The sequence below is a fragment of the Streptomyces sp. NPDC040545 genome (assembly GCF_055595065.1).
Genome location: NZ_JBVIWA010000006.1, coordinates 357850 through 373662 on the forward strand (window position 1 = coordinate 357850; position 15813 = coordinate 373662).

Annotated in this window: 17 protein-coding genes; 9 read left to right on the forward strand and 8 right to left on the reverse strand. The window is 70.1% G+C overall.

The genetic code is table 11. From position 1 onward, the window contains the following. Positions 1–427 precede the first annotated feature (427 nt). Positions 428–2188, forward strand: coding sequence for a SpoIIE family protein phosphatase (locus tag ACZ573_RS15780; protein WP_471303996.1), 1761 nt, complete (start codon positions 428–430; stop codon positions 2186–2188). Positions 2189–2201: 13 nt separating this feature from the next. Here the strand turns inward: ACZ573_RS15780 and ACZ573_RS15785 are convergent, their stop codons facing one another. The 6 genes from ACZ573_RS15785 to ACZ573_RS15810 all read right to left on the reverse strand — a co-directional run bounded on the left by ACZ573_RS15785 (position 2202) and on the right by ACZ573_RS15810 (position 5909). After that, positions 2202–3236: an iron-containing redox enzyme family protein gene (locus ACZ573_RS15785; RefSeq protein ID WP_471303998.1), complete on the reverse strand. Its 1035-nt coding sequence runs from the start codon at positions 3234–3236 to the stop codon at positions 2202–2204. Further along, on the reverse strand, positions 3233–3511 hold the full coding sequence (locus ACZ573_RS15790) for a CDGSH iron-sulfur domain-containing protein (protein WP_471304001.1): 279 nt from the start codon (positions 3509–3511) through the stop codon (positions 3233–3235). The genes ACZ573_RS15785 and ACZ573_RS15790 overlap by 4 nt, the downstream gene beginning before the upstream one ends. A 237-nt stretch (positions 3512–3748) precedes the next feature. After that, entirely contained in the window at positions 3749–3979 is a 231-nt protein-coding gene (locus tag ACZ573_RS15795) for a DUF6479 family protein (protein ID WP_471304003.1), read from the reverse strand. Between the two features lie 113 nt (positions 3980–4092). Next, positions 4093–4359 carry a DUF4235 domain-containing protein gene (locus ACZ573_RS15800; protein WP_471304005.1) on the reverse strand — a complete coding sequence of 89 codons (267 nt, stop codon included), beginning with the start codon at positions 4357–4359 and terminating at the stop codon, positions 4093–4095. Further along, complete coding sequence (locus tag ACZ573_RS15805; RefSeq protein ID WP_471304008.1) at positions 4356–4733, reverse strand: DUF3618 domain-containing protein; 378 nt, start codon at positions 4731–4733, stop codon at positions 4356–4358. Before ACZ573_RS15805 ends, ACZ573_RS15800 begins: the two co-directional genes overlap by 4 nt. Positions 4734–4862: 129 nt before the next feature. After that, on the reverse strand, positions 4863–5909 hold the full coding sequence (locus tag ACZ573_RS15810) for a YihY/virulence factor BrkB family protein (protein WP_471304010.1): 1047 nt from the start codon (positions 5907–5909) through the stop codon (positions 4863–4865). Positions 5910–6423: 514 nt separating this feature from the next. Here ACZ573_RS15810 and ACZ573_RS15815 point away from each other — a divergent pair. From ACZ573_RS15815 to ACZ573_RS15830, 4 genes are all read left to right on the forward strand, one after another. Continuing rightward, a complete protein-coding gene (locus tag ACZ573_RS15815; RefSeq protein ID WP_471304012.1) occupies positions 6424–7047 on the forward strand; it encodes a flavodoxin family protein in 624 nt (207 codons plus the stop codon). A gap of 105 nt (positions 7048–7152) precedes the next feature. Then, the gene (locus ACZ573_RS15820; RefSeq protein WP_471304015.1) at positions 7153–9387 is read left to right on the forward strand and encodes a catalase; all 2235 of its coding nucleotides are present in this window, start codon (positions 7153–7155) and stop codon (positions 9385–9387) included. Positions 9388–9586: 199 nt separating this feature from the next. Next, positions 9587–10054, forward strand: a complete 468-nt coding sequence (locus tag ACZ573_RS15825) for a hemerythrin domain-containing protein (protein ID WP_471304017.1) — start codon at positions 9587–9589, stop codon at positions 10052–10054. A gap of 136 nt (positions 10055–10190) precedes the next feature. After that, positions 10191–10772, forward strand: coding sequence for a DUF2231 domain-containing protein (locus tag ACZ573_RS15830; RefSeq protein ID WP_471304019.1), 582 nt, complete (start codon positions 10191–10193; stop codon positions 10770–10772). 44 nt (positions 10773–10816) lie between these two features. Here ACZ573_RS15830 and ACZ573_RS15835 read toward each other — a convergent pair whose 3' ends face one another. Continuing rightward, a complete protein-coding gene (locus tag ACZ573_RS15835) occupies positions 10817–11260 on the reverse strand; it encodes a hypothetical protein (protein WP_471304022.1) in 444 nt (147 codons plus the stop codon). Positions 11261–11517: 257 nt separating this feature from the next. On the opposite strand from ACZ573_RS15835, the gene ACZ573_RS15840 reads away from it, so the two are divergent. Then, entirely contained in the window at positions 11518–11886 is a 369-nt protein-coding gene (locus ACZ573_RS15840; RefSeq protein ID WP_356799458.1) for a PRC-barrel domain-containing protein, read from the forward strand. Between the two features lie 74 nt (positions 11887–11960). On the opposite strand, the gene ACZ573_RS15845 is transcribed toward ACZ573_RS15840, so the two are convergent. Continuing rightward, complete coding sequence (locus ACZ573_RS15845) at positions 11961–12839, reverse strand: helix-turn-helix domain-containing protein (protein WP_471304025.1); 879 nt, start codon at positions 12837–12839, stop codon at positions 11961–11963. A 394-nt stretch (positions 12840–13233) separates the two neighbouring features. Between ACZ573_RS15845 and ACZ573_RS15850 the strand changes: the two genes are divergently transcribed. From ACZ573_RS15850 to ACZ573_RS15860, 3 genes are all read left to right on the forward strand, one after another. Further along, positions 13234–13590: a PRC-barrel domain-containing protein gene (locus ACZ573_RS15850; protein WP_471304028.1), complete on the forward strand. Its 357-nt coding sequence runs from the start codon at positions 13234–13236 to the stop codon at positions 13588–13590. Between the two features lie 28 nt (positions 13591–13618). Further along, positions 13619–13792 (forward strand): hypothetical protein, encoded by a 174-nt coding sequence (locus tag ACZ573_RS15855; RefSeq protein WP_199810462.1) that lies wholly within the window; start codon positions 13619–13621, stop codon positions 13790–13792. A gap of 533 nt (positions 13793–14325) precedes the next feature. Next, positions 14326–15666 (forward strand): ice-binding family protein, encoded by a 1341-nt coding sequence (locus ACZ573_RS15860; protein WP_471304033.1) that lies wholly within the window; start codon positions 14326–14328, stop codon positions 15664–15666. The last annotated feature ends 147 nt before the right edge of the window (positions 15667–15813 follow it).

A 15813-nucleotide genomic window follows, 5' to 3' on the forward strand; every position in this document is an offset into this window, starting at 1 on the left:
CCGGCCTCGCGTCGGCTCAGCACGAAACGTCGGCCTGTCGGCCTGCCCCGCTGTCCGTCTCGGGGTGGGCGCACACGGGTACCGCGCCTCTACCGCTGTCCTGCCATCGTCCCACCGTTCGCCGAGGTGGTCGCATCGGCGACAGCGGCCGCCCATCACCGAGCGCAGCAGGGCCCGTTCGGACCTCGGCTCCGCCAGATCCGCCGTGGGCCGGGTGCGTACCTCGACCTGCGCACCGAAAGGCTCCACCTGGACCCGTAGACCGGCGGAGCGGCCCTCCGCTGGCCTACCATGCCTCTGAGGGCTTCGGGACAGCGCGGCCGGAGGACAGATGCCGAAACAGGGCCAGGAATCCGGAGCGGACCGGGGCAGCGCACAGCTGCGGGCCGTGAGGCTGGCCGGTCTTTCGGCAGCTTCCGATACCGGGATGGACCGGTTCGCCCGCCTGGTTTCACGACTGCTCCGCGTGCCGGTGGCCTTCGTTTCACTGGTCGAGGAGGACCGGCAGATTCTGCCCGGACTGTTCGGCCTGCCGGAGCCCTGGGCGGGAAGCCGCGCACTGCCGCTGTCGCACTCGCTCTGCCGGTACGTGGTGGCCTCCGGGCAGCCTCTGGTCGTGCCCGATGCCCGCGCCGACGACCGTCTCCGCACCGATCCGGCCATCGGGGATCTCGGGATCGCGGCGTATGCCGGCATGCCCCTGACCGATGGGGACGGGCTCGTCCTGGGCTCCCTGTGCGCCGTCGACCACGAGCCCCGTACCTGGAGTGAGGGAGAGCTGGCCGACCTGTTGGATCTGGCCGCGGCCTGCTCCGCCGAGCTGCGCCTGCGCATCCTGTCGGCGCGGAGCCGGTCCGCACAGAAGGTGCTGGAGACCGCGCGGGCCACCGCCGAGCGGGCCCGGAGCGACGCGGAGCGCCTGGAGCAGGAGGCCCAGGCCGGCATGGACCATGCCGAGCTGCTGCTGAGGGCATCGGAGGAACTGGCCCAGACATCCGGGCTGGAGGACGTACGGCGCCGGCTGCGGGACCTCTTCGTCGGCGTCGGGAAGCCCTCATACGTAGGACTGCTGGTCGCCGACAACGACGAACTGCACCGGGTTGCAGACCCGGACATCGAGCACCCGGTGGAACGGGAGGTCCTCACGCTGCCCGCGAGCGCGGCGTTCCCGAGCACCCGGGTCATGCGGGAACGGCGGGCGGTTTTCGTGCCCGACCGTGAGGCACTCGTCGCCGGGTACAGCCCCGAGGCGGTCGGGTTCTTCGACCGCATGGGTGTCACCACCGTGCTGTGCCTGCCGCTCTGGGGCAGCCGCGCCCTCCTGGGCGTACTCGCCGTCTGCTGGGCCAAACGGCACGAGATGGGCGTCACGGAGCAGGCCACGCTCACCGCCGCGTCCGGCTACATCGCGCAGGCGGTGGAGCGCGCCCTGCACCTCGACGAACGCGTCTCCGTGGCCCGGCAGCTCCAGGAAGCCATGCTCACCGACCTCCCCGTTGCCGACCATTTCGAGATCGGCGCCCTGTACGAGCCGGCCGCGGACGGCGACATGATCGGAGGGGACTGGTACGACGCCTACCACCTGCCGCCCGCCTCACCCGGCGGCGAGCCCCGGGCCCTCATGGTGACGGTGGGTGACATCACCGGCCATGACATGCACGCTGCCACGATCATGGGCCAGATCCGCAGCATGCTGCGGCAGGCCACCCTCGACCACCCGCCGTACAGTCCCGCCACGGCGCTGTCGGCCCTCGACGCGGCGTGCTCGGTCCTGCCCATCGAAGCCGGCGGCACGCTGGTCCACGCACGCCTCGACCTCGCCGACGGCGGTCCCGGATGGACGCTGACCTGGTCCAACGCCGGCCACCCGCCGCCGCTGCTCCGTACCCCCGACGGCCGGGTGATCCTCCTGGAGGAGCACGACATCCTCCTGCACAGCGACCTCGGACCGCTCCGCCGCACCGAGGCCCGGTGCGGCCTTCCCGCCGGCTCGACGCTGTTGTTCTACACCGACGGGCTCATCGAACGCCGCGGCCACGACATCGATGCCTCCCTCGCACAACTCGTCGCCCTGCTCGCCCGCCACGGTGACCGTCCGCTGCCCGAGCTGCTCCACCGGATCAGCCGCAGGCCGACGGACCTGGCCGCCCGAGACGACGTCGTCGTACTGGCGCTGCGCGTTCCCTGACGGCGTGACCCGGTCACGGCCCCGGCAAGGGCGAACGCAGAGCGCTGCGCCCTTGGTCCCAGGCCGTGCGGAGGTGCGCCGCGAGGCGGTCCTCCAGCAGGACGGTCGCCGCGCATCCGAACGCGACGTCCGCCTCCAGGTCCGGCTCGTCGGCCAGCAGACCTCCGATCACCTCGTGGCGCACCACCTGTTCGTGGACGGCGTCGGCTTCGACGTGCTCCGCGTAGAAGTGTTCGGCCGAAGGTCCCGCTCCGCAGCGCCGCATGGCCTTGGCCAGGCGCCTGGACCCGGGCGACGAGGTGACCTCGACACAGGCGAAGTGGCCGACGAGTGCGCCGCGCAGGGCGCGGTGGAGCCCGAAGAGGGACATCAGGTTCACGGTCGCGAGCAGCGGCGCCGGCGCGCGGTCCACGTAACGGCCGTAGGCGGGATCCAGTCCCAGGTCGGCCATGAGGTCCGCGAAGAGCTGTGCGTGGATGCGGTCGGCGCGGCCGGCGCCGAACTCGTCGTACTCGATGGCCACCATGGCGGCCTTGGCCCGTCCGGTGAGCCGAGGGATGACCCAGGCGTGGGGGTCAGCCTCCTTGAGGTGGTACAGGGAGCGAAGGGCCGCGTACTCGCGCAACTGCCAGAGCTCGCCCTCGGTTTCCAGGTGGTGGCTGAGACTGCCGGAGAGGTCCACGGGCTCGACGAGGAGCGGGGCGAAGGCTTCCTCCACCGTTCGGGGCGCGTCGGACAGCTCGGTGCGCAGGGCGTGCAGGACGCGGGTCTCCATCGACTGGCGCAGCCGCAGCAGCTCCGGGTCCCATTCGCGCTCGTCGTCCACGCCGGCGAAGCCGCGGTAGTGCAGCTCGTACAGCAGGTAGAGGGCGAGCTGGAGGTCCTCGCCCCAGGGGTCCGCCTTCAGCACCGACCCCGTGGCGTACACCGGCGGGCCGCCGGATCGCAGGGCCTGCGTCACGGTACGGGACAGCTCGCCCCGCCCTTCGACCAGACAGGGGACGGCGGCCGGCGGCGCTGTGCTCAGGCTCAGGCTCGGAGGGGTCATCGCGGGTTCCTGTCCTCGGGAGGCGGGCCGCCCCGCTCACGACGGCGGTGGCTGGTGTCGCACCAGGGGTAGGTACGGCTGCGGCGGCAGGTGCAGACCGCGACCATGAAGCGGTCGGACCGGGCGACCGTGCCGTCGTCCAGGACGATCTCGACCGGCCCCTCGACCAGGACCGGGCCCTGCGGGTCCACCGCTACCCTGCGCGCGGGCGTCCGGACGGAGGCCGGGACGAGGTCCGGGACGGGGGCCGGGGAGCTGTCAGAGGGACCGGGCACGGATGATCACCAGTTCTTCCCGCTCGTCGGCCATGGTGGGCACCGCGTACCTCCCGGATTCGAATGCGGCCCGCGGAGCGGACCGCAGAAATTGACCGGCATCGTGCGGCTGCCCCGAACTGAGCGGCCCACCCGAATTCTCGATGCGCTTCAGAGGATCAGACGGATATGAGACGTTCCGCTGATTTCCACGGGCAGCCACCATGTGCTTCGCGTCCCGGAGCGCACCCGTCCGGCTCACACGCGGGGCCCCTGATCGCCGTCGCTTCCATCCGGCGTCCGCCAAGAATCCTCGCGCCCCCGCGCCACGGGATTCTGCTCGGCCGGCCGGACAGGGTCCCTGCGCCGCGCGCTGCGTCGGCTGCCGTACAAGAACGCGCCGACCAGAAGGACGACCACCACCACGCCGGCGAACATGAGGAAAAGTGCTCCTTGGCCTTCGGCCGCGAGAATTTCGGTAGGAATCATGGCTCGCGCCTACCCACAATCGGCGGGCTTACGGGAAATCTCCCTCCGGAATCCCGGCGGAGAACGGGCGTCACCGAGGCACAGGAGAGGACGGCCGCGGGTCTGCGCGGAAGTCAGCCCGGCCAGGTGCCCGTCACGCGACGTGTGGCCACGGCACCCGAGCGGTCGACAGCGGCCTTGACCACGGCGAAGATCGCGCCCTGGATGGCGGCGGCGATCAGGATCTGCTTCCAGGAGCGGTCTTCGTCCGTGGCGCTCGGAGCATCGCCTTCTCCTTCGACGACCTTCCAGACCTGCTTGAACGCCGCCCCCGCGATCATGCCGCTGACAGCACCCAGGGCCAGACCCACCGGCTTGTACGCGACGTCGGAGGCTTTCATCGGCTTCGGCGGCTGAGCCGCACCAGCAGAAGGACGAGCAGAGCGGCGCCGCCTGCCACGAGCAGCGGCTTGCGGTTGGCCCGTGCCGCGCTCGCGGCCCGGCCCGCCTTGTCCAGAACCGGCCCGGGCGTCGTGTCCTTCACCAGCCGGGTCGCATCCCGGGTCTTCGTACGGATCTGGTCGGCGACCGCGCCGGCCGTTGCGGCGGCCTGTTCCTTCATGGCGGCCGCCTTCCCTCGTGCCTGTGCCTTGATGTCGGCCTTGCCCGCCAGCGCCTCGATGGTCTGACCGAGTTCGTCCCGGGTGTGCTCGACCTGCTCGCGCAGCTCGTCGGGGGTGGGTGTGCCGACAGCGGTTCGGGGTTCATTCGTCATCGGAACGTTTTCTCCTTGATCTCGGCCGGATCGGCCTGTACGCCGTTCTCATCCCGCGCCTACCCGGTAAACGAACGAGCACCCACCCACGGGCAGATCCTTCTGTGCAGGCGGCGCGGCCCTGTGCGATCACCGCTCCATGCGGCGGCGGTCCTGATCGCTCCAGGCGCGGGTTCCACGGGGCCGCACATAGGGTTCGGCCTCCTCGGGCAGCCCTCCGGCTATCGCACGCTGACGGGCCAGTTCCGCGTCGAACTCGAGCCCGAGGAGGAAGGCGAGGTTGGTGATCCACAGCCAGACCAGGAAGACGATCACGCCGGTGACCGTGCCGTACGTCTTGTTGTAGGAGGCGAAGTTCGCGACGTAGAACGCGAAGCCGGCCGAGGCCGCCATCCAGATCGCCAGGGCCAGGCAGCTCCCCGGCGTCACCCACCTGAATCCACGGCCCTTGGCGTTCGGCGCCGCCCAGTACAGGAGCGCGATCGCGATGGTGACGAGGAGGACGAGGACCGGCCATTTCGCGATCGACCACACCGCCAGGGCGCTGTCACCGATCCTCAGGGCGGTGCCCGCGCGCCGCGCCAGGCCGCCGGTGAAGACGACGATCAACGCGCCGGCACAGGCGAGGACCATCAGCGCGACGGTCAGCGCCAGGCGCAGCGGCAGCACCTTCCACACCGGGCGGCCCTCCGGCACGTCGTAGACGGCGTTCGCGGACCGGATGAACGCGGCCACGTAGCCCGAGGCGGACCACAGCGCCACGACGAGGCCGACGATCGCCATCAGCGACCCGACGCCGCTGCGGCCCTGCAGTTGCTCGACCGCATCTCTGATCACGTCCCGGGCGGAGCCGGGCGTCAGCTGCTGCAGGTCGTCCAGCAGGCGCGCGGTCGTCGATTCCCCGGCCAGGCCCAGCAGGGAGACGAGAACCAGGAGGGCGGGGAAGAGCGCCAGCACCCCGTAGTAGGTCAGGGCCGCTGCACGATCGGCCAGCTCGTCGTTCCGGAACTCCTCGGCCGTGCCGCGCAGTACCGCCCGCCAGGAGCGTGCGGGCAGGTCTGAAGGCTGATCCGGGGCCCGCTCCCCGACCCGCTCGCTCGGGCCCGCGAGGGAGTCCAGCCCGGTGTCGGCACGATCACGGTCACGACCCTGAGCTGGGCTCGGTAGGAGTGTCATACCCCCCGGCTGTCCCCCGCAGCGCAACTCATGCCCGCACCGGCCTTCGGATGGGCAGTTCGTCGGGCGTCCGCACTTCGGTGTCGGTGCGGTGCGGGTGATCGGCCGCGTCGCGGAAGTAGGGCAGGACCTTCGCCCTCCTCCAGCCGGTCGAGCGCGGCGCGCGCCGCCTCGGCGGCCTCGCCGTAGGCGACGACGGCAACGGGGCCCGGCGCAGAGCATCAACTCCCCCGTCTCCACCGCCGTTTCCTCGTCGACGTACCAGAGGGTCTTCAGCGCGACGGCTGGTACGTCACCGAATCGCTCGCGCTTCGGCCGCCAGGCGCGCCTGCACCGCGCCCTCGACCGGCGGTCGTCGCGGGCCCGCCCCATCGTGAGCTCACGCGGCCTGGTGTCTGTCTGACCAGGACACATGGACGCGCTTCCGCGATTTCCACCCCCGCGCGACCGGGTCAATGGGGACGAATCGCATCGCTTGCGACATCAAAGAGGGATGTGCGGGTAGCCGGACACCATGGACCCCAACAACCACACGCCGCTCCGTGCTGTCGCGCTCGTCTGCACCCTGTCCCCCTCCCCCGCGCCGTCGAGCTCCCAGCTGCTGGCCGAGCAGACGATGGCCGCCCTCGCCGAGCACGGTGTCACCGGGAAGACCGTCCGGATCGCCGACCACGACGTGAAGCCCGGCGTGAAGACCGACATGGGCGACGGAGACGCCTGGCCGGAGATCCGGGACACCATCCTGGGCTGCGACATCCTGATCCTCTCCACGCCCATCTGGCTGGGCCACCCGTCCAGCATCGCCCAGCGGGTCCTGGAGCGGCTGGACGCGGAGATCGCCGAGACCGACGACGAAGGCCGCCCGCTCACCTACGGCAAGGCCGCCGCGGTCTGCGTCGTCGGCAACGAGGACGGCGCGCACAAAGTCGGCGCCGACCTCTTCCAGGGCCTGAACGACGTCGGGTTCTCCCTCGCTGCGAACGCCGTCACCTACTGGGTCGGCGAAGCCATGCAGGGAACCGACTACCAGGACCTCGACAAGACCCCACAGAAGACGGCGGCCACGACCAGGACCCTCGCCGCCAACACCGCCCACCTCGCCCGCCGCCTCAAGGCCGCGCCGTACCCGGCGAGCTGACCTGCGGGTCCGCCCGCTCCCACCGCACACCACGCACGCAGCCCGGACCGGAGATGTCACGGCTCTCGCCCGTCCACCACGCCGGCGGCCCCAAGGAGAAGGATCATGAGCAAGCAGCAGTCATCGACCGGCACCGCCAAGAGCGAGCTTCCGGGCAGGCCCAGCCCCGGGTCTCCGCAGCTGATCGAGCCGACGGAGCCCACGGAACCCCTTCCGCCGAAGCCCGACCAGGACGGCCCCGAAACGGTGGGTCCGACCGGACAGGCGACAGGCGTGGACCAGGCGCGCGTGGCGCAGAGCGGCGCGTACCTGACGACGGCCCAAGGGGCACGGCTGCCGGACACCGATCACTCCTTGAAGGCCGGACCTCGCGGCCCGGTGCTGCTGCAGGACCACCATCTGCGCGAGAAGATCACGCATTTCGACCACGAGCGGATCCCGGAGCGGGTCGTCCACGCGCGTGGCGCAGCCGCTCACGGCGTCTTCCAGGGCTACGGAACGGCCGGCGAGGTGTCGAAGGCCGCGTTCCTCGCCAAGGACGTGGAGACGCCGGTGTTCGTGCGGTTCTCCACGGTCCTCGGCTCGCGCGGTTCGGCCGACACCGTGCGCGACACACGTGGCTTCGCGACGAAGTTCTACACCGACGAGGGCACCTTCGACCTCGTCGGCAACAACATCCCCGTGTTCTTCATCCAGGACGCCGTCAAGTTCCCCGACGTCATCCACGCCGCCAAGCCGCATCCGGACCGCGAGATCCCGCAGGCGCAGAGCGCGCACGACACGTTCTGGGACTTCGTGTCCCTGCACACCGAAGCCACCCACCACACCATCTGGAACATGTCCGACCGCGGGATCCCGAGGTCGCTGCGGATGATGGAGGGCTTCGGCGTCCACACCTTCCGTCTGGTCAACACGGCCGACGAGAGCGTGCTGGTGAAGTTCCACTGGAAGCCGAAGCTCGGCGTGCATTCCCTGGTCTGGGAGGAGGCGCAGATGATCAGCGGGATGGACCCCGACTTCCACCGCCGGGACCTCTTCGACGCCATCGAGTCCGGCGCCTTCCCGCAGTGGGAACTGGGCATCCAGGTCTTCCCCGACACCGAGGACCAGACGTTCGAGGGCATCGACCTCCTCGACCCCACCAAGATCGTGCCGGAGGAGCGCTCACCCGTTCAGCCCATCGGGCTGATGACCCTGAACGCCAACACCAAGAACTACTTCGCCGAGACCGAGCAGGTCGCCTTCCACCCCGGCCACCTGGTCCCGGGCATCGACGTCACCGACGACCCGCTGCTCGCAGGACGGCTCTTCTCCTACCTCGACACACAGATCAGCCGGCTCGGCGGCCCCAACTTCGGCCAGCTCCCGATCAACAGGCCGCACGCCCCCGTCAACGACATGCTCCGCGACGGCATGCACCAGACCGCCGTCCACACGGGCATCGCCCCCTACCGGCCCAACAGCCTCGACGGCGGCTGCCCGTTCCTCGCCGGAGCCGATACGGCCGCCTTCATCGAAGTGCCCGTCACCGTCCCTGAGGCGAGCAAGGTCCGTGAGGCACCCGCCTCGTTCTCGGACCACTTCACCCAGCCGCGCCTCTTCTGGCTGAGCATGACTGCGCCCGAGCGCGAACACATCATCGCCGCCTACACCTTCGAACTGAGCAAGTGCTACGAGCAGGCCGTCAAGGAACGCACCCTGAAGGTCCTGGCGAACATCGATCCGCAGCTGTGCGAGCAGGTCGCCGCGGGCCTCGGACTGCCGGCCCCCGCCGCCACCGTGCCACTCGTCGCGGCCGACCCCAGCCCCGCCCTCTCCCAGATGGGCGGGACCTGGCCGACCGACGGCCGCGTGATCGGCATCGTCGCCGACGGCACCGCCGGCCTGGACGGCGTACGGACGGCCCGCCAGGCCGTTCTGGACGCCGGAATGGTGCCCCTCGTCATCGCCCCGACCGGCGGCACCCTCGACGGTGACGGCGACCCGATCACCGTTCAGCGGACCTTCGCCACCGCCCGCTCCGTCGAATTCGACGCCGTCCTGCTGGCCGGAGTGCCCCAGGCCGGCGCGGACGCGTACGGCGCCCGTGACGCCAAGGCCGGAACCGCCCTGCCCCCCGAAGCCCCCGACCCGCGCGTACTTCTGCTCGTGACCGAGGCGTACCGGCACGGCAAGGCCATCGGCGGCTGGAACGGTGCCGAGCAGCTCCTCGAAGCGTGCGGCATCACGGCAGACGAACCGGGCATCGCCGTCGGCGACAGCGGCAGCGCGGTCGTGGCCGCCCTGGCGACGGCGCTGGGCGAGCACCGGGCCTGGGACCGGTTCCCCGCCGCCCTCTGATCCGGCGCGGCCCCGCACCGGCCCGGCCCCGCACCGGGCCGGGTCCGCCCGACAGGCTGGAGAGGCGTCAGCGTTCGGCGTAGGGAAGGTCGCCTGTACGGGGCATCCCGCCCGGCGAACAGTGTCACCACCGCCCCACCGGGTACACGGCGTCAGGGCGGTCGGCCGCACCCCCCGATGGACGATCGAAGGAGACCTGATGGACGGGATCGTACTGCTCAAGGAAGACCACAAGACGGTCGAGAAGCTGTTCAAGCAGTTCGAGAAGGCAGGCGACAACGCGCACGCCACGAAGCGGAAGATCGCCGACCAGGTGATCGAGGAACTCACCGCGCACACCTGGATCGAGGAGAAGATCTTCTACCCCGCTGCCCGCGAGGCCGACTCCGACACCAAGGACCACGTCCTCGAAAGCATCGAGGAGCACCACGTCGTGCTGTGGATGCTCTCCGAGCTCAAGGGTCTCGACGCGAGCGACGAGCGGTTCGACGCCAAGATGACGGTCCTCATGGAAAACGTCCGCCACCACGTCGAGGAAGAGGAGAAGGAGTGGTTCCCCGAGGTGCGCAAGGCGATGGGCCGCAACCGCCTCACCGAACTCGGCGAACAGATGGAAGCGGCGAAGAAGACCGCCCCGTCCGACCCCCTGGCCGTCCCCAGCGCATGAGCTCTCCGGCCGTCCGGACGGCCGGGATCCGAGGGCATGGACATGCCCGCGCAACCACCCCGGCTGGAGGCCGGTCGTTCGGGTACCAGTGGGGACCGGGGCGGGATCGCGGCGTGACACCGGGTAGGCGTCGAGTATGAACTCACACACCCCCGACGCCCCGGCCATGACCGGGCGGACCCCAGTGCTCGACACCGCCTCGACCCGGTGGCTGACCGCACTCGACCGGCTCGAACGGACCACGGTCGCCGATCCGGCGATCAGGGTGCTCCAGCGGGGCATCCGCGCACTCCCCCTGGGCGGGATGCGTGATCTGCTGCGTGGCAGGCCGCTCGGGCACCCGCTGCATCCCGTATTGGTGCAGGTACCCATCGGGTGCTGGCTCTCGTCCGCCGTGCTGGACGTCGTACCCGGGACGCAGCGGGCGAGCACGACCCTCACCGCCGTCGGACTGGCCGGAATCGCCCCGGCAGCGGTGGCCGGCTGGGTGGACTGGGCGGACCTGCCTCCCGAACAGGCCCGGGTCGGCCTTGCCCACGCGGCCTCGAACGCGGCCGCGGTGGCCTGCTACGCCGTGTCCCTGACGTCGCGGCTGCGCGGCCGCCCGGCGAAGGCCCGGCTGTGGTCCCTCGGCGGGCTGGCCGCCGTCGCCGTCACCGGCGCCCTGGGCGGGCACGTGGCCCATCGCCGGGCGGTCGGTGGGTACCCGGCGGCGTGAGCGACACCGGCGGGCTCCGCTCCCTCCGGGCTCGGGCCCTCGTATCAGGAGGCGGGCGGCGTGGCGGTGTGGTCCGGATGGCCGTGGGTGCGGCGGATCGTCTTCAGGCGGGCCTCCAGGAGGTGCTCACGCCCGCCGGCCAGCTCGTCGACGATGTCGCCTTCCATCGCGGTGAAGGGCCGGTGGTAGGTGGAGTCGTAGGCCTCGATGATCTGGAACGTCCAGTGGCCCGGGATGACGTTGCGCCCCACGAGGTCGCGCTCGACCCGTGCGGCCTGCTCCTCGTGGCCCGCCTCGCGCAGGAGCCGGACGGCGTCGCCGAGCTCGAAGTCCGCGGTCCCGGTCAGCTGGTGGAATCCGTAGAGGTGCCCGCGGGCCCGCTCCGTGGTCTCCAGAGCCTTCGAGAGCGCACCCAGGGCGCGCAGTGTCTTCTCGTCGACGCCCTCGGGCACCTGGTGCTCCGGGTCCATCTCGCGATTGCTGTCCATGGTGATCTCCTGCCCTCAAGGCGCCCTCCCGAGCCGTCGATTGAGCCGTACGGAGCAAGGCGGCCTCATGGATTCCCTCGCAGAAGGGGCGGATTCCCCGTCCCGCGTTCGATCCGGGTGCGTGATGCGGTGAAAGCGGGGCAGGCGAAGTCCAGGCGGAACGCAGTACATCCGCCGAGCACGGCGTACGGAACAAGGAGGATCGGCGGAGAAGCATTTCCCCGCCGTCCCCCATTGACCGGAGGAGTTGTTTTCGCGTGACTGAACATGTGTGGAGTTACCAGCCGACCGCGGGCCACCTGGCCGGTACGGACCTGACCGGCTACAAGGTCGAGGCGACCGACGGCAGCATCGGCAAGGTCGACAAGCACTCCGACGAGGTCGGTGACGCCTACCTGGTCGTGGACACCGGCGTATGGATCTTCGGCAAGGAGGTCCTGCTGCCGGCGAGCACGGTCGTCAGGATCGACCCCGAGGACAGGAAGGTCTTCGTCGCCGGCACCAAGGAACAGATCAAGGCCGCCCCCGAGTTCCACCGGGACAAGCACCTCGGCGACGCCGGCTACCGGGAAGAGCTGGGCACCTACTACGGCACCGGCGGACCCTTCGGCGGCCGCCCCGCCTGACCCCGGCGGCCCGGATCCGAGCGAGCCCGCACCCCCGGTCGGGGGTGCGGGCTCGCCGCGTCCCGGTGCGGCGATCACGCCCGGGCGGGCAGCGCTGCGGCAGCCGGCAGCGCCTCGGCGGCGCGGGTGATGAAGCGGCGGGTGTCCTGCGGGTTCAGGGCCCGGGTCTGAAGGAGGTCGAACATGGCGCCGTAGTGCCGCACGTCGGATCGTTTCTCCAGGTAGAGGTCGCTGGTGAACCGCTCCAGGTACACGGTCCCCGTGGCGGTGTCCGGGAAGTCGAGGATGGAGAACTGGCCAGAGATTCCCGGATGGGCTCCCGCGCTGTGCGGGAGGACCTGCACGGTGATGTGCGGCTGCTCGCCGAGGCGGTTCAGGTATGCGAGTTGTTCGCGCATGATCTCGGGGCTGCCGACCACGCGGCGCAGTGCTGATTCGTCCAGCACGACCCCTAAGCGGAAGGGCCGGGCCGGGTGGTGGGCGCGGGACTGACGGCGCAGCCGTACCTCACGGCGCACGGCGATCTGTTCCTCCGTGGCCAGAGGGATCGTTTCCGCAGTGACCGCTGCCGCGTAGGCGGGTGTCTGCAGCAGACCGGGGATCACCAGGGGTTCGTAGGAACGGACGGAGGAGGCTGCCGTCTCCAGGCCGATGTAGACGGCGTACGGGACTTCCCCGCAGGCGACCCACCAGCCCTGCCGGTTCGACTCCCTGGCCATCTCCATCAACGAGTCGACGACCTGCTGGTCCGTGACCCCGTAGAGGCCGCACAGGTCCCGCACATCGCGCGGGCTGATCCCGCGGCGGCCGGTCTCCAAGTGGCTGACCTTGGGCTGGGAGATCAACAGATGCTCGGCCACCTGCGTACTGGTCAGACCGCGGGCCAGACGGAGCCGGCGCAGCTCCGCGCCCAGACGGCGTCGTCTGACAGTCGGGTTTCCGTTCACCGCCACGGGCGGTCTACCTCCGGCTCGGGACTGTCTACCAGCCACAGAAATTGCCGCGGCCGGGCCCGGGTGAACGCTTGCGCCGCGGAATGATGATCGACGGGCCCCGCTGTCGAGTGTCACGCGGCGCGAACGCAGCCGCGTGCACAGCCCGAGCAGAATTCACCCGAATGCCACGGCCCCTCCACCTATCCGCCGGAATCGACCGCTTATCTGCTAAGTCCCGTGCGTGGGGACGTCGCCAGGGGTCCGGCGGCCGTGCAGCTCAAGCGGGGGCGGAACAGGTCACTCTTGCCGCAGGACGTTGCGGGGCGTCCGGGCTGGTGCGGGCGGGCTTTGCGCGGCAGGCTGAAAGGCGCAACGCCTGTCGGCGCAACGTTGCAGGAAAGGGGCGCTCGGGATGATCGGGATCGCGGATATCCGGGAGTGGCGTACCCACGATGTCGTCGATGCCGCGGGCCGCAAGATCGGAGTGCTGGAGTCGGTCTACGTGGACACCAGCACCGACGAGCCGGCCATGGCCACCGTCCTGGTCGGGCTGCCCACCCGCCGCCATCTGGTCTTCGTCCCACTGGCCGGCGCGGTGGTGGGGCCCGGCTACGTCAGGGTCGATCACGACAGGTCGCTGGTGAAGAAGTGCCCGGCGATCGGGACGGACGACGTTCTGCCCGCCGAGGATGAGGCGGCGGTCTTCGCGCACTACGGCCTGCCCTATCAGCCCGGCGTGAACGGCGAGCGGCAGCTCGCCCGCCGCTGACCGGCCCTTCGAGGAGGTGCCCCACGTCGTGACGCTCTTCCTGATTCTCGTCATCGTGGCGATCGTGCTGGGCCTGATCGGCGCCGTCGCCGAAGGGCTGTTCTATCTGCTGATCATCGGCATCGTGGTGTTCATCGGCGCCCTGGTGTACCTGGTCCTGCACATCCGGCGTTCCGGCCGGCGCCACCGCACGCTCCGCTGAGACCCTTCCGGGGCTTCGGCCACCTGGTGTTGCCGGGGATGAGATGCGGTCGGAAGTCACCTGCGGATGAACTCACGCCCGATCCGGCGGAACTGACGTCGCTCACCAATTCGACAATGCCAGTGTTCGAACCCGCGTAAGAAAAGGAGCGTAAACGCTCCCGATCAGAGTCATATGGATTGACGGAAGATCGATCGGCGCGCCCACCGTCCGACAAGCTCGCGAAATCACCCTCCTGGCGGCACATCTCACGCGTGGTGGGTTTGAATGCATTTCCATATGAACGACTCCGCCTCGTTTGAGTCAATCCGGACCCATCCGGCGGGGGGACCATCACATGATCCGCGCGGTGGGTTTTGGTATTTTCATCGCGCCTCGCGGTGCTGAATATGTTTGTAATTCCCCCTCCTCCCCCTTGCCTATTTTTGACAGGCGAATGTTGCTGCGTAATATGCGGCGACAACGAAAAGGCTTCCCGGGCAATCGGTAGGAGCCCGGTATGCCACGGCCCCCATAGGAAGTGGCCCCCCTCGATGAAGCTGAAAATCCAAACGGCTCAGCGCCGCACTTTTTCCGGCTGGCTGGCCTCGGCCGTCGCCGTAACGGTTGCCGCTGTCATGGTCGCGGGATTGCCGACGCAGGCCCTGGCCATCGCGACACCCGTGCCTCTGGGCACCACCGCCAGCTACTCCGTTCTGGCAGGTCAGGGAGTCACCAACACCGGCCCCACGGTGATCGACCACGACCTCGGGACGCACCCGAACCCGGCCATCACCGGCTTCCCGCCCGGCCTGGTCCTCGGCGCCGTGCACCCTGCGGATGCTCAGGCCCTCCAGGCCAAGAGCGATCTGATCATCGCGTACAACAACGCGGCCGGCCAGGCCGAGGACTTCGACCTTCCGGCGGCCATTGGCTCAGGAACTTCCGGCCCCACAGAGCTGATTCCGGGCGTCTACACGAGAGACCCCGCCGGCAGTGTCGGACTCACCGGCGACCTGGTCCTGAATGCCGGGGGAAACCCCAACGCGGTCTGGGTGTTCCAGATTCCTGCAGCCCTGACGACGGCGACCTCCAGCCGGATCCTCCTCACGAACGGCGCTTCGCCGTGCAACGTGTTCTGGCAGATCGGGAGTTCGGCGACGCTCAACACCAACACCACCTTCGTGGGCACCATCATGGCGCTGACTTCGATCTTCCTGCGAACGGGAACGAACATCGAGGGCCGGGCCCTGGCCCGTAACGGCGAAGTGACGATGGACACCAACCGGATCTTCCTCGGTGGGTGCGCCACCGGCGGAACGACCACGGGCACGACCACAGGTACGACGACCGGCACGACCACCGGCACGACCGGCACGACCACCACCGGCACGACGACCGGCACGACCACGGGCACGACCGGCACGACCACCACCGGCACGACCACGGGCACGACCGCCGGAACGCCGACCCCCGGATCGACGACCGGTACGACCGTGGGTCTGATCGGTGGCGGCCTCCTGGGCGGACCGATCGTCGACCTCGTGTCGGGCGGCACCTCGGGGAACATCGCCGGCAACACCTCCGGAAACACCGCGGGCAACACGGCGGGGAACACGACCGGTGGCAACACGACCGGCGGGCACGGCGGTCAGCCCGGCGGCCCGGACCACGGCGGCCCGGGCGGACCGGACCACGGAGGCCTCGAGCACCACGGGCCGGACCACGGAGGCCTCGAGCACCACGGGCCGGAGCACGGCGGCCCGGGCAACGGCCACGACGAGGGCCCGGGCAAGCCGGACCACGGCCACGACCACGACGGGAAGCCCGGCGACCACTACGGCTACGGCGACAAGCCCGCGGGCCACGAGGGTCACCACGGCCACGAGGGCTAGGTCGTCTCTTTCGGCTCTGCCGGTCAAGCGTAGGCAGCAGCACGAAGCCCGTTCATCGGATGACGGCGAGCGCGGGGGGGGGGGGGGGGGGGGGGTCCTCCGCCTGGAGGGGGGGGGGATCGGGGGCCCACCAAAAAAAAAAAAAAA